This window comes from Candidatus Mycalebacterium zealandia (assembly GCA_014075295.1).
Lineage (GTDB): Bacteria > Desulfobacterota_D > UBA1144 > Nemesobacterales > Mycalebacteriaceae > Mycalebacterium > Mycalebacterium zealandia.
Window position 1 is genome coordinate 444,883 of the sequence record CP046180.1, and the last position, 19,871, is coordinate 464,753.

At 48.9% G+C, this 19,871-nt stretch carries 18 protein-coding genes; 10 read left to right on the plus strand and 8 right to left on the minus strand.

The window, feature by feature from the left end; genetic code table 11:
• Nucleotides 1-29: 29 nt before the first annotated feature.
• The 5 genes from gltB to GKS04_02200 are packed head-to-tail and all read left to right on the plus strand — an operon-like array spanning nt 30 to nt 9,353.
• Complete coding sequence (gene gltB, locus GKS04_02180; GenBank protein QMU55990.1) at nt 30-4,604, plus strand: glutamate synthase large subunit; 4,575 nt, start codon at nt 30-32, stop codon at nt 4,602-4,604.
• Between the two features lie 9 nt (nt 4,605-4,613).
• Nucleotides 4,614-6,095, plus strand: coding sequence for a glutamate synthase small subunit (gene gltD / locus GKS04_02185; GenBank protein ID QMU55991.1), 1,482 nt, complete (start codon nt 4,614-4,616; stop codon nt 6,093-6,095).
• Complete coding sequence (locus tag GKS04_02190; protein ID QMU55992.1) at nt 6,095-7,279, plus strand: tyrosine--tRNA ligase; 1,185 nt, start codon at nt 6,095-6,097, stop codon at nt 7,277-7,279. The genes gltD and GKS04_02190 overlap by 1 nt, the downstream gene beginning before the upstream one ends.
• Entirely contained in the window at nt 7,276-8,265 is a 990-nt protein-coding gene (locus GKS04_02195; protein QMU55993.1) for a modification methylase, read from the plus strand. Before GKS04_02190 ends, GKS04_02195 begins: the two co-directional genes overlap by 4 nt.
• A 2-nt stretch (nt 8,266-8,267) precedes the next feature.
• The gene (locus GKS04_02200) at nt 8,268-9,353 is read left to right on the plus strand and encodes a DUF262 domain-containing protein (GenBank protein ID QMU55994.1); all 1,086 of its coding nucleotides are present in this window, start codon (nt 8,268-8,270) and stop codon (nt 9,351-9,353) included.
• Nucleotides 9,354-9,857: 504 nt separating this feature from the next.
• Here GKS04_02200 and GKS04_02205 read toward each other — a convergent pair.
• From GKS04_02205 to GKS04_02230, 6 genes are all read right to left on the minus strand, one after another.
• Nucleotides 9,858-10,379 (minus strand): hypothetical protein, encoded by a 522-nt coding sequence (locus GKS04_02205; GenBank protein QMU55995.1) that lies wholly within the window; start codon nt 10,377-10,379, stop codon nt 9,858-9,860.
• A 174-nt stretch (nt 10,380-10,553) separates the two neighbouring features.
• Nucleotides 10,554-11,432 (minus strand): Fic family protein, encoded by an 879-nt coding sequence (locus GKS04_02210; GenBank protein ID QMU55996.1) that lies wholly within the window; start codon nt 11,430-11,432, stop codon nt 10,554-10,556.
• Nucleotides 11,433-11,543: 111 nt separating this feature from the next.
• Nucleotides 11,544-11,909: a fluoride efflux transporter CrcB gene (gene crcB / locus GKS04_02215; GenBank protein ID QMU55997.1), complete on the minus strand. Its 366-nt coding sequence runs from the start codon at nt 11,907-11,909 to the stop codon at nt 11,544-11,546.
• Nucleotides 11,909-13,084: an amidohydrolase family protein gene (locus tag GKS04_02220; protein ID QMU55998.1), complete on the minus strand. Its 1,176-nt coding sequence runs from the start codon at nt 13,082-13,084 to the stop codon at nt 11,909-11,911. The genes crcB and GKS04_02220 overlap by 1 nt, the downstream gene beginning before the upstream one ends.
• Nucleotides 13,081-13,953 carry a diaminopimelate epimerase gene (locus GKS04_02225; GenBank protein QMU55999.1) on the minus strand — a complete coding sequence of 291 codons (873 nt, stop codon included), beginning with the start codon at nt 13,951-13,953 and terminating at the stop codon, nt 13,081-13,083. Before GKS04_02225 ends, GKS04_02220 begins: the two co-directional genes overlap by 4 nt.
• Before the next feature lie 59 nt (nt 13,954-14,012).
• The gene (locus tag GKS04_02230; protein ID QMU56000.1) at nt 14,013-14,216 is read right to left on the minus strand and encodes a dodecin domain-containing protein; all 204 of its coding nucleotides are present in this window, start codon (nt 14,214-14,216) and stop codon (nt 14,013-14,015) included.
• Nucleotides 14,217-14,371: 155 nt separating this feature from the next.
• On the opposite strand from GKS04_02230, the gene GKS04_02235 reads away from it, so the two are divergent.
• Nucleotides 14,372-15,121, plus strand: a complete 750-nt coding sequence (locus tag GKS04_02235) for a glucose 1-dehydrogenase (protein QMU56676.1) — start codon at nt 14,372-14,374, stop codon at nt 15,119-15,121.
• Between the two features lie 81 nt (nt 15,122-15,202).
• Here the strand turns inward: GKS04_02235 and GKS04_02240 are convergent, their stop codons facing one another.
• Both GKS04_02240 and prfA read right to left on the minus strand, forming a co-directional pair.
• Nucleotides 15,203-16,018, minus strand: a complete 816-nt coding sequence (locus tag GKS04_02240; GenBank protein QMU56001.1) for a hypothetical protein — start codon at nt 16,016-16,018, stop codon at nt 15,203-15,205.
• A gap of 2 nt (nt 16,019-16,020) precedes the next feature.
• The gene (gene prfA, locus GKS04_02245; GenBank protein QMU56002.1) at nt 16,021-17,085 is read right to left on the minus strand and encodes a peptide chain release factor 1; all 1,065 of its coding nucleotides are present in this window, start codon (nt 17,083-17,085) and stop codon (nt 16,021-16,023) included.
• A gap of 66 nt (nt 17,086-17,151) precedes the next feature.
• Here prfA and GKS04_02250 point away from each other — a divergent pair, with 66 nt between their 5' ends.
• From GKS04_02250 to rny, 4 genes are read left to right on the plus strand one after another with little or no spacing between them, the layout of a single operon-like run.
• Nucleotides 17,152-17,352: a hypothetical protein gene (locus GKS04_02250; protein QMU56003.1), complete on the plus strand. Its 201-nt coding sequence runs from the start codon at nt 17,152-17,154 to the stop codon at nt 17,350-17,352.
• Nucleotides 17,353-17,691 (plus strand): cell division protein ZapA, encoded by a 339-nt coding sequence (gene zapA / locus GKS04_02255; protein ID QMU56004.1) that lies wholly within the window; start codon nt 17,353-17,355, stop codon nt 17,689-17,691.
• Complete coding sequence (locus GKS04_02260; protein QMU56005.1) at nt 17,672-18,304, plus strand: 5-formyltetrahydrofolate cyclo-ligase; 633 nt, start codon at nt 17,672-17,674, stop codon at nt 18,302-18,304. The genes zapA and GKS04_02260 overlap by 20 nt, the downstream gene beginning before the upstream one ends.
• The gene (gene rny, locus GKS04_02265) at nt 18,297-19,865 is read left to right on the plus strand and encodes a ribonuclease Y (protein ID QMU56006.1); all 1,569 of its coding nucleotides are present in this window, start codon (nt 18,297-18,299) and stop codon (nt 19,863-19,865) included. The genes GKS04_02260 and rny overlap by 8 nt, the downstream gene beginning before the upstream one ends.
• The last annotated feature ends 6 nt before the right edge of the window (nt 19,866-19,871 follow it).

Below are 19,871 nucleotides of genomic sequence, written 5' to 3' on the forward strand. Positions count from 1 at the left end.
TGGGTTTCCCCTCAAAAAAAGGGTGTCTGATGGGTTTTTCTCTTGAAAAACAAGGTCTTTATGACCCCACTCTTGAGCACGACGCTTGCGGAGTGGGATTTGTTGTAAACATAAAAGGCGCAAAGTCGCATTCAATAGTGGCGGACGCGCTCACGGTTTTGCGCAATCTTGAACATCGGGGAGCGTGCGGATGCGAGCCCGAAACGGGAGACGGCGCGGGAATTCTGTTTCAGATTCCGCACGCGTTTTTCAGCGGGGTGTGCGCTGAGCAGGGCATTGAACTTCCGGCTCCGGGCGATTACGGAATCTGCATGATGTTTGCGCCCAAAGATGAAAAACAGCGCACGAAGGTTCTCAAAAAGTTTGAAAAAATTGTCAAAGACCGTGGGCGGAAGTTTCTCTGTTCGCGCGCCGTGCCGACGGACAACTCTTCGCTCGGCAATACTTCACGGGGTTGTGAGCCGTTTGTGTGTCAGGTGTTCATAGGGCGCGGCTCCGCGGAAAAGGGCGCGGATTTTGAAAGAGAGCTTTTTATCATAAGAAAAAAGGCGGAAAACCTTATTTCCGCGGACGGGTTTTACATCTCAAGCATTTCGTCAAAAACCATTGTTTACAAGGGAATGCTGACCACCGGGCAGATATCCTCATACTATCCGGACCTGAATGATGAGCGGGTTGAAAGCGCCATCGCGCTTGTTCATTCGCGTTTCAGCACAAACACAACGCCAAGTTGGGACAGGGCGCACCCGTATAGATACGTAATCCACAACGGCGAGATTAACACTCTGCGCGGAAACACCAACTGGATGCTCTCCCGCCAGCCCATGCTCGGCGGTTCGGGCGGCGCTTTCAGCGAACAGCCCGACGAGATTTTTCCTTTCATTGAGGCCGACCAGAGCGACAGCGCAGCTTTTGACAACTGCCTTGAACTTCTTGTGCTTTCGGGGTTCCCGATAGAGCGCGCCGTTATGATGATGGTGCCCGAGCCGTGGCTCAAACACAAAGACATGGATGTGGCGAAAAAGGCGTTTTACCGCTATCACGGCTGTCTGATGGAGCCGTGGGATGGTCCCGCGTCCATCTGTTTCACCGATGGTGAAAAGGTTGGCGCGGTGCTGGACAGAAACGGCTTGCGCCCCAGCAGATACTACGTTACAAGCGATGACACGGTTGTTCTTTCGTCCGAGGTTGGAGTTCTGCCGGTTGCGCCTGAAAAGGTTGTTTACAAAGGGCGTCTTGAACCCGGAAGGATGCTGCTTGTGGACACACGGCAGGCCGGAATTGTTGGCGATGAGGAGATTAAGTCCGCCCTCTCAAACGCCGCCCCGTATCCGGACTGGACTGAGAAACACATGAAGAACCTGTCCGACTTCAAAGATGTTCCCCCGCACGGCGGTTTTTCCGGCGAGGAAATTACGGTTCAGCAGAAGATGTTCGGATACACGTTTGAGGAGATACGGATTTTACTTGAGCCGATGGCGGTAAGCGGCGTTGAAACGGTCGGCGCGATGGGGCGCGACGTTCCGCTTGCGGTTCTTTCGCGCAAGCCCAAACTTCTCTACAACTACTTCAATCAGATGTTCGCGCAGGTAACCAACCCGCCAATAGATTCAATCAGAGAGGAGATAGTAACCGCCTCAAACATCAACCTCGGCGCGATGGGAAACATATTTTCTCCCGCGCCGGACAGCTGCAAAGTGATCCAGCTTGACACTCCCGTTATTTCAAACGGCGACATGGCGAAGATTAAAAAGATTAAAACCGGAGGGTTCAAGTCGGTCGTTCTTGAAAGTCTTTTTGACCCCGCAAGCGGCGGCAAAGGGCTTGAATCCGCGCTTGAAAAAATGTTTGCGAAAGCTGATGAAGCCATAAAGAAAGGCGCGAACATACTCGTTATTTCAGACCGCGGCGCGGGCGCGGGCAAGTGCCCCATACCGGCGCTTCTCGCGGTTGGAGGGCTTCATCACCATCTCATACGCAACGGCAACCGGATGAAGGCGAGCATCACGCTTGAATCGGGCGAGCCGCGCGAGATTCACCATTTTGCGCTTCTCATCGGCTACGGCGCGAGCGCGGTAAATCCGTATCTGGCTTTTGAGACCATAGAGACGATCATACGCGAGGGCAGGATTGAAACCGATGCCGAAACCGCGTTCGCGAACTACATCACCGGGCTCACAAAGGGCGTTATCAAAATCATGTCCAAGATGGGCATATCCACTATTCAGAGCTATCACGGCGCGCAGATATTTGAAGCGCTGGGGCTTTCCGGGCCGTTTGTGGAAAAGTATTTCACGCGCACGCAGTCGCGCATTGGCGGAATAGGCATTGACGTTGTCGCCGAAGAGGCGGTGCGGCGTTACCGGGACGCGTTTCCTCAAAGAAGCGAACGAGACGCGCCTCTTGACGAGGGCGGCGTTTATCAGTGGCGTAGTGACGGCGAGGCGCACATGTATTCCCCGCAGACCGTTCACGCGCTCCAGAGCGCTTGCCGCACGGGCAGTTTTGAGCGTTTTGAGCGTTTTTCAGAAATGATCGCGGAGGAAGAGCGCAGTATGTTCACGCTCAGGGGAATGATTGACTTCAAATTCGCGAAAAAACCCGTTCCGCTTGACGAGGTTGAACCGGAGGAGGAAATTCTCAAAAGGTTCAAAACGGGCGCGATGTCATACGGCTCAATAAGTGCTGAAGCGCACGAAAGCCTCGCCGTGGCGATGAACAGAATAGGCGGAAAAAGCAACACGGGCGAAGGCGGCGAGGACAAGCGCAGATGGATTCCCGATAAAAACGGCGATTTAAGAAGAAGCGCGATTAAGCAGGTTGCATCCGGCAGGTTCGGGGTAACGGGGGAGTATCTTGCCAACTCCGATGAGATTCAAATAAAAATGGCGCAGGGAGCGAAACCCGGAGAGGGCGGACAGCTTCCGGGCAAAAAAGTTTATCCTTGGATAGCGAAAGTGCGCCTTTCCACCCCCGGAGTGGGGCTTATCTCGCCGCCGCCGCACCATGACATCTATTCAATTGAGGATCTTGCCGAATTGATATACGACCTCAAAAACTCAAATCCCGCCGCACGTATCAACGTCAAACTGGTTTCCGAAGCCGGGGTTGGCACAATCGCTGCGGGCGTGGCGAAAGGGCACGCGGACGTAATTCTCATAAGCGGAAACGACGGCGGAACCGGCGCGTCTCCGCAGAACAGCATTCAGTACGCCGGTTTGCCGTGGGAACTCGGCATAAGTGAAACCCACCAGACTCTTCTGCTGAACAATCTCAGAAGCAGGGTCGTTCTTGAAACGGACGGGCAGATGAAAACCGGCAGAGACATTGTCATAGCCGCGCTTTTGGGCGCTGAGGAATACGGATTTTCAACCGCGCCGCTAATCGCGCTCGGCTGTGTGATGATGAGAGTCTGCCATCTGGACACTTGTCCGGTCGGCGTGGCGACTCAAAACCCGGCCTTGCGCGAAAAGTTCACCGGCGACCCCGCACACGCGGTCAATTTTATGCGTTTTGTCGCGCGGCAGGCGCGGGAGATTATGGCGAAACTCGGTTTCCGCACCGTCAATGAAATGATAGGCAGAACGGACAAACTCCGGAGCGTCAAACTAAAAGGCCACTGGAAGGCGGGCGGCGTGAATCTTGACGCCGTTCTGTATTCGCCCGATGTTCCCGACCACTACGGAACCTATCGCAGCATTGAGCAGGACCACGGCATAGCGGACTCTCTGGACATGACAAAACTGCTCTCCATTTGCTCTCCGGCAATAGAAAACCGCGAAAAAGTTGAAGCGGACCTTGAAATCAAAAACACAGACCGCACGGTCGGCACGATTGTCGGCAACAAAATTTCCGCCGCCTACGGTTCCATGACGCTTGAAGACGACACCGTTACTTTGCGTTTTCGCGGCTCGGCTGGGCAGAGTTTCGCGGCTTTTGTTCCGCGCGGAATGACGATGCTGCTTGAAGGCGATTCAAACGACTACATAGGCAAAGGGCTTTCAGGCGGAAAAATCGCGGTGTTTCCGCCGGGGGAATCACCCTTTGTCGCCGAAGACAACATTATAGTCGGCAATGTCGCCTTCTATGGCGCGACCGCGGGCGAGGCTTATATTCGCGGAATTGCCGGAGAGAGGTTCTGCGTTAGAAACAGCGGCGTGAATGCGGTTGTTGAGGGCGTGGGAGACCACGGTTGCGAATACATGACCGGAGGGCGCGTGGTGGTTCTGGGGCGCACGGGAAGAAACTTTGCGGCGGGCATGTCGGGCGGGGTTGCCTATGTGTTTGATGAACGGGGCGACTTTGAAAAGAAAAACTGCAACACTCAGGCGGTCAGCGTTGAGGGGCTTGATTCCGATGACGAGCGGGAGCTCAAAACAATGATTATGCGCCATTTTCAATACACTTCCAGTGCGGTCGCGGAAAGGATTTTGAACGACTGGGAGAGCGGACGCGCGAAATTCGTCAAGGTTATGCCCAATGATTACAAGCGTATGCTTGAGTCCATAAGCAGGATTGAGGAGCGCGGGCTCAGCGGAGACGAGGCGCTCATGATGGCGTTTGAGGAAAACATTAAAGACTCTGCACGCGTGGGCGGTAATTAGGGAGATTATATGGGCAACCCGACCGGATTTATGCGCTACGACAGGCGGCTCGGCAAAGACCGCGACCCGTCAAAAAGAATTGCGGACTGGGGAGAGTTCCACGGGCATCTCTCCGAAAAAGATCTCGGCGTTCAGGGCTCAAGATGCATGGACTGCGGAGTTCCGTTCTGCCAAACGGGCGACATGCTTGCCGGAATGGCAACCGGATGTCCGATTCACAACCTTATTCCCGAATGGAACGACCTGATTTACAGAGGGCGCTGGCGCGAAGCGCTTGACCGTCTGCACAAAACCAACAACTTTCCCGAATTCACCGGAAGGGTTTGCCCCGCGCCGTGCGAGGGCTCATGCGTTCTGGGCATAAACGAGCCGCCCGTAACGATAAAATCCATAGAGTGCGCCATTGTGGACAGGGGGTTTGAAGAGGGCTGGATAGTTCCCGTTCCTCCCGCTTCCAGAACCGGCAAAAAAGTCGCCGTTGTGGGTTCGGGTCCCGCGGGGCTCGCGTGCGCGGCGCAACTGAACAAAGCCGGTCACACGGTTGTCGTCTATGAGAGGGACGACCGGGTTGGCGGACTTTTGATGTATGGCATTCCTAATCCGCATCTTGACAAAGCGGTTGTTGAGAGAAGGGTTGAGATTTTGAGACGCGAGGGCGTTGAGTTTCTCGTTAACACCGAGATTGGAAAGGACATCGCTCCCGATAAACTTTTGAAATCAAATGACGCGGTTGTTCTGTGTTGCGGAGCGACCCGCGCGCGAGACCTTGAAGTTCCCGGCAGGGATTCCGAAGGGGTTTATTTCGCGATGGAATACTTGCGGGAGAATACGAAAAAACTGCTTGATTCAAACTTCAAAAAAACGGGCGCGATATCGGCGAAAAATGCCGATGTAATTGTTCTCGGCGGCGGAGACACGGGAACGGACTGCGTGGCGACCGCAATGAGGCACGGATGCAAAAGTCTTTTACAGTTTGAAATTCTTCCCCGTCCGCCCGAAGGCAGAGAGGCGGGCAATCCGTGGCCCCAGTGGCCCCGCGTTTACAACATTGACTACGGTCAGGAGGAGGCGATGGCGGTTTTCGGGGACGACCCGCGCAAATATCAGGTTCTTACAAAAAGCATTGAGACTGACGATAACGGAAAAGTTAAGGGGCTAAGCACCGTGCGGATTGAGTGGAAAAACAAAGACGGGCGGATGTCCATTGAGGAACAGCCTGGCACGGAGCAGTTCTGGCCCGCGCAGATTGTTCTGCTGGCTCTGGGATTTCTGGGTCCCGAACAGGGAATTATTGATAAGATGGGTCTTGCCGGCGATGAGCGTTCAAACATAAAAGCCGAATACGGCGATTACCGCACAAATGTTGAAAAGGTTTTTGCCGCCGGAGACGCGAGAAGGGGGCAGAGTCTTGTGGTTTGGGCGATAAACGAAGGGCGCGAAGCCGCCAGAGAGTGTGACCGTTTTCTTATGGGTGAAACGGAACTTCCCTGATGAAAGACCCGAAACAGCAACTGGAGATTATCAAAAAGGGGGCGGACGGGCTTGTTTCGGATTCGGAACTTCTTGAAAAACTGAAGAAGGGAAAACCGCTTCGCGTTAAAGCCGGTTTTGACCCGACCGCGCCCGACCTGCATCTGGGGCACTGCGTTCTTTTGCGCAAACTGCGCGATTTTCAGGATTTGGGGCACACGGTTGTTTTTCTCATCGGCGATTTTACGGCGCAAATAGGCGATCCCAGCGGCAGAACCGATGAGCGTCCTCTGCTGTCGCCCGCGGATATAAAGAAAAACGCGAAAACATACGAAGGACAGGTTTTTCCAATTCTGGATAAAAAGCGCACCGAAGTGCGTTTTAATTCCCAATGGCACGCAAAAATGAACTCTGCGGAACTTTTGCGCCTCGCGGGTATGGCAAATGTCGCCAATCTGCTTGAAAGGGACGATTTTAAAACCCGTTACAAGAGCGGCGCGCCGATTTCAGTGAAAGAGTTTCTCTATCCGCTTATTCAGGCATACGATTCGGTCGCCTTGAAAGCCGATGTGGAGATAGGCGGAACCGACCAGACTTTCAACCTTCTGCTCGGCAGAGAGGTTCAGAAACGTTCGGGACAGCCCCAACAGGCGACTTTGTTTCTTCCAATTCTTGAAGGGCTTGACGGCGTGAACAAAATGTCAAAATCGCTCGGCAACTACATAGCCGTAAAAGACACGCCCGAAGATGTTTTTGCCAAGGTTATGTCGGTTTCCGATAAATTGATGTGGAGATATTACGAACTTTTGAGTGCGAAAACCCCGGCGGAGATTAAAAAACTCAAAAAATCTCATCCGATGGACGCGAAAAGGGCGCTCGCGTTTGAAATAACTGCGTGGCTGAACAATGAGAAAAAAGCGGAAAAAGCGCAAAATGCGTTTTCCGGAAAGTTTTCAAAAAGGGAATTCCCCTCTGATGCGAAGAAAAAAACCGTCCAAAAGGCGAAAGTAAAAACCGTTCTTAATTTTGTGTCCGAGGTTTCCACATCGCTTAAAAGCAGAGCGGAAGCGAAACGGCTTATTGCACAGGGCGGACTTACAATAAACGGCGAGAAATACACGGACATTGCCGCAAAACTGCCGAAAGGCAACGATTTTGAAGTGAAGATAGGGAAGAAGGAGTTTGTGAGGGTTAGGGTGGGGTGAAGACATTAAATCACAATTTGCATCAAGCCAAAAGGAATAAAAAAGATGAGTTTTATACCCAGATTGAGGATATTGAAAGAGAGCTGAAACATTATAAGAAGCACTTGAAGGGCAAGGTGGTTTATTGCAATTGCGATGACCCAAGAGTGAGCAATTTTTTTCATTATTTTTCTTACAACTTTGAAAAATTAGGGTTGAAAAAACTGATAGCAACCTGCTACAAAAATCAGGATATGGATTTGTTTAGCCGTCATGACTCTGACCGAGCGATTTATTTGGAGTATGAAGGGGATAAGAACAACAACAAAATCCCCGATACTGAAGAAATTGAAGTTAAGCACCTAAAGGGTGATGGGGATTTTCGCAGTGAAGAGTGTATTGACCTCCTAAAGCAAGCCGATATTGTCGTTACTAATCCGCCCTTTTCTCTCTTTAGGAAATACATTGCCCAATTGATTGAATACGACAAGAAATTTTTGATTGTCGGTGACCAAAACGCTATCACTTACAAGGAAATTTTCCCACTTATCAACCAAAATAAATTGTGGTTAGGGTGTGATAATGGGGGTACAAAATGGTTTCAAGTACCTGATGATTACGATATTAAAACGGAGTCACGCAAAAAAATAGAGAATGGCATTAAGTATTTTAGCAAAGGGAGCATAAATTGGTTTACCAATTTCGACCATGAAAAACGTCACGAAGAGTTAATCCTTTACAAAACTTATAACCCCGAAGAGTATCCACACTACGACAACTATGACGCTATCAATGTGGATAAAGTCCAAGAGATTCCGAAAGATTATGACGGAGCAATGGGGGTACCCATCACATTTTTGGATAAACACAACCCCAACCAGTTTGAAATATTGGGAATTGATAGAGTTCTGGTGAAAGAAAGAACAGGAAGAGTCAGCCGTTTTATGATTGGAAACAAAGAGATTTATGCTCGTATTGTTATCAAAAACAAAAAACCAAAGGCTTAATTATGGATATAGAACTCAAAGAAATAACAGTCCGCGATTTGGTGGCAGGCTACGAAGACGATGGAGAAGGCGGTGTTCGTGGTTATGGTGGCAAGTTAGATATCCGTCCCCCTTATCAAAGGGAATTTGTTTATAAGGATGAACAAAGAGAGGCGGTGATTGATACACTGACTCAAGGTTTTCCGCTCAATGTAATGTATTGGTCGGTCAGAGATAATGACAATTTTGAGATTATTGACGGACAACAACGCACAATTTCAATTTGTCAGTATGTTGAGGGTGATTTTTCTTATAAGGGAAGATTCTTCCATAATCTACAAGATGACGAAAAAGAAAAAATCTTAGATTATGAACTGATGGTTTATCAGTGTACTGGCACGGATAGTGAAAGGCTTGCGTGGTTCAAAACCATCAATATCGCCGGTATAAAACTGACGGATCAAGAACTCAGAAATGCGGTTTATGCTGGCTCTTGGGTTTCTGATGCCAAACGCTATTTTAGCAAGGTGAGTGGTCCCGCCCATGGCAAAGGCAGTAAGTATTTAAGTGGCGAAGCAAATCGGCAAGAGTATTTAGAAACTGTCATCAAATGGATGAAAGATGAAGAATCCATAGAAGAATATATGGCGAAATGCCAACACAATGAAAGTGCCGAACCACTATGGGAATATTTTGAACAGGTCATTGATTGGACGGAAGGTACATTCACGAAATACCGCAGGGAAATGAAAGGGCTAGGGTGGGGATTGCTCTATAATGAGCATAAAGACAAAAAACTCAATTCCGAAGAACTAGAAAAAGAAATTGCCAACCTCATGGAAGACGAAGAGATACAGAGAAAGAAAGGCATTTATGAGTATTTGCTAACAGGAAAAGAAAAACACCTTAATCTGCGTAGCTTTGACGATAAGCAAAAACGCATCGCTTACGAAAGGCAAAAGGGCAAATGCGGAGAATGCGGAGAGGCGTTTGATATCAGCAATATGCACGCCGACCATATCGACCCTTGGAGCAAAGGGGGCAAGACGGAACAAAAAAATTGCCAGATGCTTTGTCGTGATTGTAATTTGGCAAAGTCCGACAAGTAGGGGCTAGACTTTAATCTCTTTGGTTTTGAGGGCAGTTTCTAGTTTTTCAACATGATACCTCTTAACGCAATCGGTTTGCTTTTAGATATTTTTGGAGTGTTCTTTATTGGTTGGTCTTTCTTTTATGAGTTTGATTGGAAAACCCTAACGAGAAAGAGGCGTAAAACACAATCGACGGGATCTACTGCGAGCATTTCTCAATATGAAAACATTCCCTCATACCTTGATGGAATTCTTGGCACAGTCATTTTGTTATTGGGTCTTATAATTCAGATTGTCGGAGTTTGGAATAACAAGGAAGTTTCGTTGCTTTGGTTACTATCTTTCCTTCCGCTTATCGTTTTCTCGGTTTTCTACTTCTACACATTAAGGAGAGAATTTGCGGATAGGTGGATTAAAAGGACTCTGCGCAAGAATCAAGAAGCAATGGCAGAGTATTGTAAAAAAGAGCAAGAACGAAACAGTAAGAAGTAATGGGTTGCACAGATACTTGAGAGAGCAGTCTTATTTTTGAGGTCTATTTTTAATCGCATCAATTAAATCTCCTAAACAAAAACCCAAAAGTTGATTGTACAGTACCCTCTTCCAATTTTTACGAAACCAAACTTGAATTTCCATCCAAATCATTTGACTTGTTGACACACCTTTCATGTCATATTCAAATTCAAAAGAATCCTCGTCATCTCCCCTTTGTTTATCTTTTATTCTTATAGGTTTTACAAATAAGAATTCGCCTTTTGTATTTTGAAATACAGCAACATCTTTTAGGCCTAAAGTCCTAGATCCGGATGAATAATTTAACTCTGCCAAATTCAACTTGGAAACATTTTGTTTGAAATCGCCATCATTAAGATTTTCTGCTAATGCAATACCTTTTATATCTCCCGGGTGATCATAAAAATGTATTGATTTGTTAGATGCTCTGCTCCACTCTGTTGTAAATTTGTAATCGCCGTTACCGACAATCACCTTTCCATTATTATCTGAATAATTAAATTTCTTTTTCATAATCTTATTTTTATCCATTCCTCTAATTCTAAATCAAAACCTCCGCTTTGTTTGCTTTCACAATCTCCAAATACGGGTTTTCCGTTTCTCCGCAATCAATAAAGATTAAATCCGCCGAGCAGTCCCTCAACCTTTTTTGGTAGTTTATATCTCTCATCATTCATGAAAACACACCTTTAATAATTCTGTTCATTATTGTTCCTCCCCAATTTTCCAAACCCCCTTTTCGCGGAAAGCCGGAATAGTCTGTCTGCGGGCGGCGTTTGTGAATGAGGACGCAGAAAGTTTATGCGCTTTTATGTAGTCCGACAGGCGGATGATTTTTTCACCTCTCAGGTAGGTTGTTCTTTTATGCAGGGATTCAAGCAGGGCAAGCGACATAACTTTCTCCATGCCTTTTGTTTTTTCTTTTTCCCTGTATTCGTCAAACGCCCGGTAATAAATCTGTTTTTCATTATTGCGTATTATTACGCGCGGAAAACCCAGAGCCAGCAGTTGGAAGTTTATAATAACCCGCCCGATACGTCCGTTGCCGTCGCAAAATGGATGAATGGTTTCAAAATCCAAATGGAATTTTGCTATTTTGTCCAGAAAATAACCTTCCATATCGTTTGAGTGGAAAATCAGGATTTCATTTATCATTTGCTCAACGTGCTCCGGTCCCGGCGCTATGTGAAATCCGACTTTTACAAATTCGCCTTTTTGCCGGAACCGCCCCGCTATGGAGTCGTCAATTCCGCTCATGAGCATATTATGGAGAAAAAGAATCAATTCCCCGGTCAGCGGAGTGGTTGCCGCTTTTTCGCGTTTGTATGCAATTACCCGTGCCAGATTTTTTGCCTCAAATATTTCCCGTACGGACACATTGCGGGAAATTTCCATTTTCAGCAGAATTTTCTCCGTTTCTTTGAGCGTCAGAGTGGAATTTTCTATCGCGTTTGAGTTGTAGATGTTCTCCGGAGTTTCCGCATCGTCAATCAGGGTTAAAAGTGATTCCTTGCCGGCTTTCAGAAAGGCGTATTCTTCACGTAAAGACTGAATTCTTTTTCTGACAGATTGAGAAACTGGCATCCGTTACAAGTATACAAATTCACGCCAAAATGTCAAAAAAGCGTGAATAGAGGGTGGAAAACAGGGTTCGTTCACGCTAAAACAGCAAAAAGGCGTGAATAGAAAACCGCATTAAACCCGGTTTCCCGTCCACATTCCTGCAAAACACGCAATCAGGCAGAGGGAAACGGACAAAACAATGTTTAGCCCCGCTTTGGTTAAATTGCCGTTTTGTATGAGGTTCAGAGTTTCAAGCGAAAACGCGGAAAAGGTTGTAAATCCGCCGAGTAGTCCCGTCATTAAGAGCAAACGCATGGATTCGTCCGCGATGCGGTTTTGAAAATGGATATACGCAAGCCCTATGAGAAACGAGCCGATTATGTTCACTCCGAGAGTTCCGACCGGAAAACTCGCGGACGGAACGGCGCGGAAAAATATGTAGCGCAGTCCCGACCCCGCCGCGCCGCCCGCCATCACGCATATTAAATTCCATACCATTACAAAACCTCCGCTTTGTTTGCTTTCACAATCTCCAAATACGGATTTTCCGTTTCTCCGCACTCAATAAAGATTAAATCTGAGTCTTTTCCGGTTTCAATGCTTCCGATTTTGTCTTCCATGAAAAGCGCTTCGGCTCCGCCGAGCGTGGCAATGCGGACGGCTTTTTCAGCCGCCGTGTTTTCTCCGAGCGGGAGCAGGAGTTTATAAAGTGCTTTTATTTCGTCAAAAAAATTGAGCGTTGTATTGCTTGAAAGCCCGTCCGTGCCGAGGCCGATTCTTTCCATTTCCGCATACTCCGGAACCGGAGCCGTTCCCGTGCCGAGAAACTCGTTGCTCCTCGGACACAGAACAACGCCCATGCCCGTTTTTTGTATCTGTTTTATTTCGCTTTTTTTAATGTGCGCCATGTGCACCCCCGTAATCTTCGCGCCGCCGCTTTCAATTGCACGCAGGTATTGAAAAGGCGTCTCCGCTTTGTGCCGCTTCATCGGCGGTTTTCCGATAAGGGGATATATTGTTTCCTCAAACCCGTTTTTTTCGCCTTTTACAAAAGCGGTTTCTTCGGGGCTTTCCGCGAGATGAATTCCGGTCGGAATGTTGCCGCGCGCCGAAATTTTGAAAACTTTTTCAATAAGTTCGGGACCGCACGAATACGGCGCGTGGGCAAAAAGCCGCTCCTCAAATCTCTCTGAGGGTTCGGTCTGCGTATCCGTGTCCGGTCTGTTGTCCATTATTTCACGAAAAAGAACCGTCCTCAGCGGGCTGTTTTTTAATATGTCTGCGTCATTTCCGTAGGATGATATTTCACCGACCGTTGTTACGCCGCTTTGAATCAGGGATTTAATGCCGTCAGTTACGGAACGCTCTATTTTTCCGGTGTTCGCCCCGGACGATTTTCCGTCAATTATGTGTTTAAGCCACGAGGTGAAACTTTTGAATTTTTTTTCGGGCTTGAGCCAGCCCAGTTCAAGATGCGTGTGGCAGTTTATAAATCCGGGGGCGACAACGCCGCGCCCGAGATCGCGGACTGTGAAATCCGGAAAACTTTTTTTTATTTCCTCCGCGCCGCCCACCGCGGTTATTTTCCCGCCGCTTGCCGCGACCGCGCCGTTTTTTACCGGCTCGCACGAAACGGGAACAATATCTGAGCAGACGAAAATTGTGCCGTTCATTCTGTCTGTTGCGCGGAGAGTTTGCGCAAAATGCCGGCGCTTAAACTGCCGGACGCCACCTCTTCGGCGGGTCCGGTCATCCGTATTTCAAAATCCGTCCCGACCTCAATATCAAGCGTTCCGCCGGGCATTGAAACCGTGAGACGGTTTTCGCACAGACCGTTTTTTACCGCCGCCGCCGCCGCGGCGCATGAACTTGAGCCGGACGCGAGCGTGTATCCCGCTCCGCGCTCCCAGATAAAAATCTCCAGCAGGTTTTCCGCCGCCGCACGCGCGAACTGCACGTTTGTTCTGTTCGGAAAAAATTCGTGGTTCTCAAGCGCGGGACCGAACTGTCTGGTTTGTGTTTCCGAGGGTTTTTCAGTGAAAATAACGCAGTGCGGATTTCCGATTGACACGGCGGTAAATTCAAACCGTTTTCCGTCCGCTTCTATTTTTTCACCGACAACATCTCCCGAAAAACCACCCGACACGGGAATTTCTGCGGCGTCAAAAACGGCTTTTCCCATCTCCACCTTGATAAATGAAACAGGGCCGTTTTCCGATTGAATTTCCGCCCTGACAATTCCGCCCGGGGTTTCCACGGAAAAACTGTCCGAATTTGTGTGTTTGTAATCGCGGAGGAATTTGGCGAATATGCGCAAACCGTTTCCGCTTTTTTCGGCTTCGCTGCCGTCCGGGTTGAAAATTTTTAATCCGAAATCGGATTTTCCGGATTCAACAAGAAGCAGAATTCCGTCCGAGCCGATTCCGAGATTCCGGTCGCATAAAAGCCGCGCGGCTTCGGGCGTGAGTTTGAAGGAAAGGGATTTTTCCTCAAGAACTATGTAGTCGTTTCCGAGGCCGTGAGATTTTACAAAAAAATCCATTTGCCGATTTCAATCGGCGCCGGAGCCGGAGAAACAGTTTGTTTCCGCGGCTTGAGGCGTCAGCCTTCAAGAATGAAGGTTATTTTTACATGCGCTCTGTATTCGGCAATTTTGCCATTTTTTATATGAGCGTTCATTTTTGTAACTTCAATACCCGTGAGTCCTCTCAAGGTTTTATTCGCCCTTTTAAGAGCTTCCTTGACGGCGTCGTCCCACGATTTTGTTGAAGAACCTATAACCTCTGTTACGCGTGCTACAGCCATGATAATCGCCTCCCTGAACTTAAAGTTTGAAAAATATAGTAATCAATGAAAATCTTTTTTCAATTGTCCGCCATTTGACAAAACCGTATCCGTAAATAAATTATTGTCTTCGCCAACTAAAAAGGTGAGGAGGGTTAAAAAATATGCTTGAAAAAATGCACGACCTTAAAGGTCAGGTTGCCGTTGTTACGGGCGGCTCAAGAGGAATAGGAAAAGCGATATCGCTTGCTCTTGCCGAAGCCGGAGCGGACATACTGCTTAACTACGCAAGAAACGACAAAGCTGCGGACGCGGTTAAAAAAGAAATTGAATCGCTCGGAAGAAAATGCGTAACCGTGCGCGCCGACGTGGGCAATTACGATCAGGCTCAGATGGTCGGAAAGGCGGCCGTCAACCATTTCGGCAAGGTTAACATTCTGATTAACAACGCCGGAGTGAACAGAGACAGAATGCTCAAAAGAATGACGGTTGAGCAGTGGAACGAGGTTATTCAGACAAACCTGTCAAGTGTTTTCAACTGCACAAAAGCCGTGCTTGACCCGCTTTCCGCGAATGAGGACGGCGGCTCAATAGTTTCCATCTCTTCAATAATCGGGGAAATGGGAAATATCGGGCAGGCAAACTACGCTTCAACAAAAGCCGGAATAACCGGTTTTACAAAAAGCATGGCGCGCGAACTTTCCAGAAGCAAAATCAGAGTGAACGCCGTGGCTCCCGGTTTTATTGAAACCGACATGCTCATGAGCGTTCCCGAAGACATAAGAAAGACAATTCTCAAAGACATACCGCTTGGCAGATTCGGTTCCGCCGAGGAAGTGGCTCTTTCGGTTGTCTATCTGTGTGCGGAATCCGGAAGTTGGATTACGGGAACCACCCTGCGTCTCAACGGCGGACACTACATATAGAGGGAATTTTCCCGAAAAAACTAAAAAGGCGCGGATATTTTCCCGCGCCTTTTTTTTTGAGCCGTTTGTTTTTTCTGTTTTTCAGCCGAAGGTATGCCAGCCGGGGATAATGTAATAACTCGCGAAAAACACCGCGATGACCGCGATAAATCCCGCTATCGCGCCGAAAGACGATTTTCTTCCCTTCCATCCGTAGGCGAATCTTCCGTTTATAAGAAAGGCGTATATGAGCCATGTTACGACCGAAAGAGTTTCTTTTTTGCTCCATGACCAGTCCGCATTCATCTGACTTGCCGAGAAAAACCCCATTGCGAGACCGAGTGTCGCGAGCGGAAAGCCGTAAATCAGACTTATGTGCTGAACCCTGTCCAGCCCCGTTATGGGCAGAAATGAGCCGTTGCTATTCGTGGAGAGGGTGCCTTTTTTTATGCGTCTTTCCCTGAACAGATACAGAACCGCCGCGACAAACGCGACAAAGAAAAACGCCTGTCCGAGAAAAATAAGCGCGATGTGGGTTTGAATAACCGGCTGAGTAACAAGCGGGCTCGGCGCGTCCAGTCCGGCGGGCGGAAGAACCGATGGGGCGGTTGTTATGAAAGCGAGCGTGAAAACAAACGCTCCGAGCGCCGAAGCGCGTATTTTGGACTCAAATGACAGGAACAAAAATGCCATCACCGCGAACCATGAAAACAGAAACAGGGATTTTCCAAGTCCTCCCGCGAGCGGCGAGCCCGAAAAAAACAGGTGGACGACCAGAGCGGTTTGCGCGGCAAAGCCCGCGATTCCCGCGACGAAACCCGCTTTGCGTGTCCGCACGCCCGCGATAAACGCGATAAGAAGCGCGGACGAGACGAGATAAAGCGCGGTGATTATAATTCTGAGAGCGGCGTCTTCCATTTTCAGTGTCCGATTTTTCCCGCCGCGGCATCGCTGTTTTTCAACATGGAAATAATTTTTTCAATGCCTCCGTTCATAACCGTGTCTATGTTTGAAAGCGTGAAGCCAATTCTGTGGTCGGTTACCCTTGACTGCGGAAAGTTGTAGGTTCTGATTTTTTCGCTTCTTTCACCGCCGCCGACCTGTTTCTTTCTTTCGCCCGCTCTCTTGATTTCCTGTTTTTCCGTTTCCAGTTCATACAGTTTCGCCCTCATCATCCTCATGGTTTGCGCGCGGTTTTTGTGTTGAGATCTTTCGCTCTGGCACTGAACCACTATGCCGCTCGGCGTGTGAGTTATGCGCACCGCGGAATCAGTTTTGTTCACGTGCTGCCCTCCGGGACCGGACGCTTTGTAGGTGTCAATTTTGAGATCCTTTTCATCAATTTCCACGTCCACGTCTTCCGGCTCGGCGAGAACCGCGACAGTCGCCGTTGAGGTGTGAATTCTCCCGCCCGTTTCGGTGGTTGGCACGCGCTGAACCCTGTGAACACCGCTCTCGTGTTTTAGATTTTCAAAAACATTTTTCCCTTCAACGGTTGCGACGACTTCCCTTATTCCCCCTCTTTCCATTTCGTTTAACGATATTAAGGTGAGAGTCCAGCCGTTTTTTTCGCAGAATTTTGAATACATTCCCAGCAGGTCGGACGCGAAAAGCGCCGCTTCCTCCCCGCCGGTTCCCGGTCGGATTTCAAGAATGATGTTTTTTTCGTCATTGGGGTCTTTAGGGGTGAGCAACTCCATTATCCTGCCTTCGCACTTGCCGCTTTCGCGTTCAAGTTGTTCTATTTCCGTCTGCGCGAGTTCGGCGAGTTCGGTGTTTTCAAGCAGCGGCGTGTTTTCCTCAATCTGTGTTCGGATGTCCTTGTATCTCCTGTAAAGTTCCACCGTTTCCGAAATTTCCGATATCTCTTTTGAGAGTTTTACAATGTCTTCGGACGTTATTTCGGGCTCGGAAAGCCGTTTTTCGTTCCGTTCGTGCCTCTTTTCCGTTTCATCAAGTGTTTCAAGGGCTTCCGGGCTGAGCATTGCACAGTTAGGTTCCCATTAACTTGAACAAATTTCAAGAAAACATTACAATAGCCGTGTTGGCTTATGATTTCAGACCTTGAAAAGAAAATTCAGAAGTGTGTGAATCTTGCTGATGAGTTTTTGGATGACTACGAGAGTCTTATTTTCAGGGTCAGGGAATTGGAAAATACGGTGGAGAGGCTTGAAAAAGAAAGACGGGAATTACGACGCAGGGTAGAAGGCGTTGTTGAGCGCGTTGAAGCGCATATGAGTGTCAGGAGTTAGTTGTTGGACGGTTCGAGCAAGCAGATTGAGGTTAAAATCACGGCTTTTGGCACGGTATATGTTGTCCAAACCGCTCCCGAAAATGAGGAGCGGATTAAAAGAGCCGCAATTCTTCTGGAAAGCAAATCGGAAGAGTTCTCAGATATTCTGAAGAAAAAATCCGCAACCACTGTGCCGCCCCCGCAGTTTTTTTACGCAGCTCTCCACATAGCCGACGAAATGCTTATGTTGAGGGAAAACAGTGAACAGAAACTTGCCGGTATTGAGAAAGTTGTGGACGACTCTCTTATCGCCAAATTCATTAAGCTCAAAATGGCTTATGGAGCCGAGAGACGATGAGATATTTGAAAAGTTTAGCGACACGCGACTTTCAAAGACTGAAATAAGAGAACGCTTTGAGCGTTTGAGAGTGGCAAGGTCCGCTTCGGAACTTGCCGGACTCAGTTCCGCCATATCTTCGGAGATTGTCAATAGCGACATTTTCCGGTCCGCGCAAACGGTCGCGCTTTACAGCGCGGTACGTGGTGAAGTGGATGTTTCCCCCGTTCTGCCGGTTCTGCGTGAGAGCGGGAAGAAGGTGTTTTTCCCCAGAGTTTGCGGACGGGATTTGCGGTTTTTTGAAGTGTCGGACGCGGGCGAACTGTCCGCCGGCAGTTTTTCAATTCCCGAACCCCCAGAAGACCCCGCGCGCGAAGCCGCGCCGTCCGATATTGACCTTATCGTGGTTCCGGGTCTGTGTTTTGACCGTTCCGGTTCAAGGATTGGATACGGCAAGGGTTTTTACGATCGCACCACGCGCGGTTTGAATACCGAAAAGGTTTGCGCGGCGGCGTATTCCTTTCAGTTTGTTGATTTTGAAATACCGTCCGAGCCGCATGACGCGCGGGTCGGATTTGTAATAACCGAGCGCGGCGTGTTCCGCGCCCGGAAGGAAGGTTTGAAAAATGTTTGATTCTATTTATATCACGGTTCTTATGAGCGGAGTTGTTTTCTTCGTTGCGGGGTTTGCCATACACCATTTGATTATCTCCGCGAAGGAAAAAAACAATCTTTCAAAAAAGTCGTCTCTCGCCAAACAGATTGTTGACAGGGCGAAAAGGGACGCGGACAAGATTATTGAAAGCGCCAAGTCAAGGTCTTCCGAAGTAACGCGCAAGAACAAGCACAGTTTTGAGAAGATGGAAAAAGACAAACGCAGGGAGTTTTCGTCTCTTGAACAGGATGTTCGCAAAAAAAGCGAGTCCGTCAACAAAAAACTGCAGGAAGTCGCCGACAGGGAAACCGAAATGGGACGCCGGCAACAGAGTCTGAACTCCCTTGAGCAGTCGCTCAAAGAAAGGCACTCGGAGATTGACCAAATTAAGTCGGACATGACGAAACGCCTTGAAGAGATTTCAGGCTTGTCAGCCGAGGAGATAAAGCGCGAGATGCTTGAGACACTTGAGGCCGAGGCGAAAAAGGAGGCTTCCTTGAGGGTTAGAGAAATTCAGGAGGACGCCGAGCAGGGAGCAAAAGAGGCCGCCACGAAGGCAATCGCGCTTGCGGTTCACAGGTATGCCGGCAAATACACGGCTGAGAACACGTCCTCAACCGTTACCCTTCCCGACCCGAACATAAAGGGGAAAATCATCGGGCGCGAAGGCAGAAACATCAGGGCTCTGGAAGTGCGCACGGGGGTTGATTTTGTCATAGACGACTCACCCGACACGGTTGTTCTCACGAGCCTGAACTCTTTGAGGCGTGAGATTGCCGTGGTGTCGCTCAAACGGCTTATTGATGACGGCAGGGTGCATCCGGGGAGAATAGAAGAGGTTGTTTCCGACGTTGAGCAGGAGATAAACGAGGAGATTAAAAAAGCCGGCGAGGGCGCGGTTTTAGACCTTGGAATTCACGACATGGACCCCGAACTTGTGCGCCATGTGGGAATGCTGAAATACAGAAGAAGCTACGCGCAGAATATGCTTAACCACTCAATAGAGGTGGCTTTCATCTGCGGCATGCTCGCCGCCGAAATCGGCTACGACCAGAACCGCGCCAAGCGCGCCGCGCTTCTTCACGATGTCGGAAAGGCGGTTGACCATGAGGTTGAGGGCTCGCATGTGGAGATAGGGGCGGAACTTGCGCGTAAATACAAGGAAGCCCCGGAAGTGGTAAAAGCCGTTGAGCAAAGTCACGATTCGCGGGTTACCGATGTTCTTTCAATTCTTGTTCAGGCGGCGGACACAATTTCCGCTTCACGCCCCGGAGCGAGAAAGGAGAGTTTCGAGAAATACATCAAGCGCGTTGAGGAGATTGAGGAAATCGGCAATTCGTTCACGGGCGTGAGCAAATGTTTCGCGATACAGGCGGGCAGGGAACTGCGCGTTATTGTTGAGAACAGCGCTCTGGGTGAGGATGAGAGCGAATCGCTTTCAAGGGACATTGCCAAGAAGATACAGGACGAAGTTACCTATCCCGGAAAAATCAAAGTAACGGTGATAAGGGAAACCCGCGCGGTCGCGTTTGCGTCTTAGGATCAG

What these genes read in the sequence shown, in the direction of transcription:
- GKS04_02240 (QMU56001.1), bottom strand. Translation starts at nt 16,018, where the DNA reads ATGGAAGACGCCGCTCTCAGAATTATAATCACCGCGCTTTATCTCGTC.
- GKS04_02190 (QMU55992.1), top strand. Translation starts at nt 6,095, where the DNA reads ATGAAAGACCCGAAACAGCAACTGGAGATTATCAAAAAGGGGGCGGAC.
- GKS04_02225 (QMU55999.1), bottom strand. Translation starts at nt 13,953, where the DNA reads ATGGATTTTTTTGTAAAATCTCACGGCCTCGGAAACGACTACATAGTT.
- gltD (QMU55991.1), top strand. Translation starts at nt 4,614, where the DNA reads ATGGGCAACCCGACCGGATTTATGCGCTACGACAGGCGGCTCGGCAAA.
- GKS04_02200 (QMU55994.1), top strand. Translation starts at nt 8,268, where the DNA reads ATGGATATAGAACTCAAAGAAATAACAGTCCGCGATTTGGTGGCAGGC.
- GKS04_02235 (QMU56676.1), top strand. Translation starts at nt 14,372, where the DNA reads ATGCACGACCTTAAAGGTCAGGTTGCCGTTGTTACGGGCGGCTCAAGA.
- GKS04_02210 (QMU55996.1), bottom strand. Translation starts at nt 11,432, where the DNA reads ATGCCAGTTTCTCAATCTGTCAGAAAAAGAATTCAGTCTTTACGTGAA.
- GKS04_02260 (QMU56005.1), top strand. Translation starts at nt 17,672, where the DNA reads ATGGAGCCGAGAGACGATGAGATATTTGAAAAGTTTAGCGACACGCGA.
- prfA (QMU56002.1), bottom strand. Translation starts at nt 17,085, where the DNA reads ATGCTCAGCCCGGAAGCCCTTGAAACACTTGATGAAACGGAAAAGAGG.
- GKS04_02205 (QMU55995.1), bottom strand. Translation starts at nt 10,379, where the DNA reads ATGGATAAAAATAAGATTATGAAAAAGAAATTTAATTATTCAGATAAT.
- gltB (QMU55990.1), top strand. Translation starts at nt 30, where the DNA reads ATGGGTTTTTCTCTTGAAAAACAAGGTCTTTATGACCCCACTCTTGAG.
- GKS04_02220 (QMU55998.1), bottom strand. Translation starts at nt 13,084, where the DNA reads ATGAACGGCACAATTTTCGTCTGCTCAGATATTGTTCCCGTTTCGTGC.
- GKS04_02230 (QMU56000.1), bottom strand. Translation starts at nt 14,216, where the DNA reads ATGGCTGTAGCACGCGTAACAGAGGTTATAGGTTCTTCAACAAAATCG.
- GKS04_02250 (QMU56003.1), top strand. Translation starts at nt 17,152, where the DNA reads ATGATTTCAGACCTTGAAAAGAAAATTCAGAAGTGTGTGAATCTTGCT.
- rny (QMU56006.1), top strand. Translation starts at nt 18,297, where the DNA reads ATGTTTGATTCTATTTATATCACGGTTCTTATGAGCGGAGTTGTTTTC.
- crcB (QMU55997.1), bottom strand. Translation starts at nt 11,909, where the DNA reads ATGGTATGGAATTTAATATGCGTGATGGCGGGCGGCGCGGCGGGGTCG.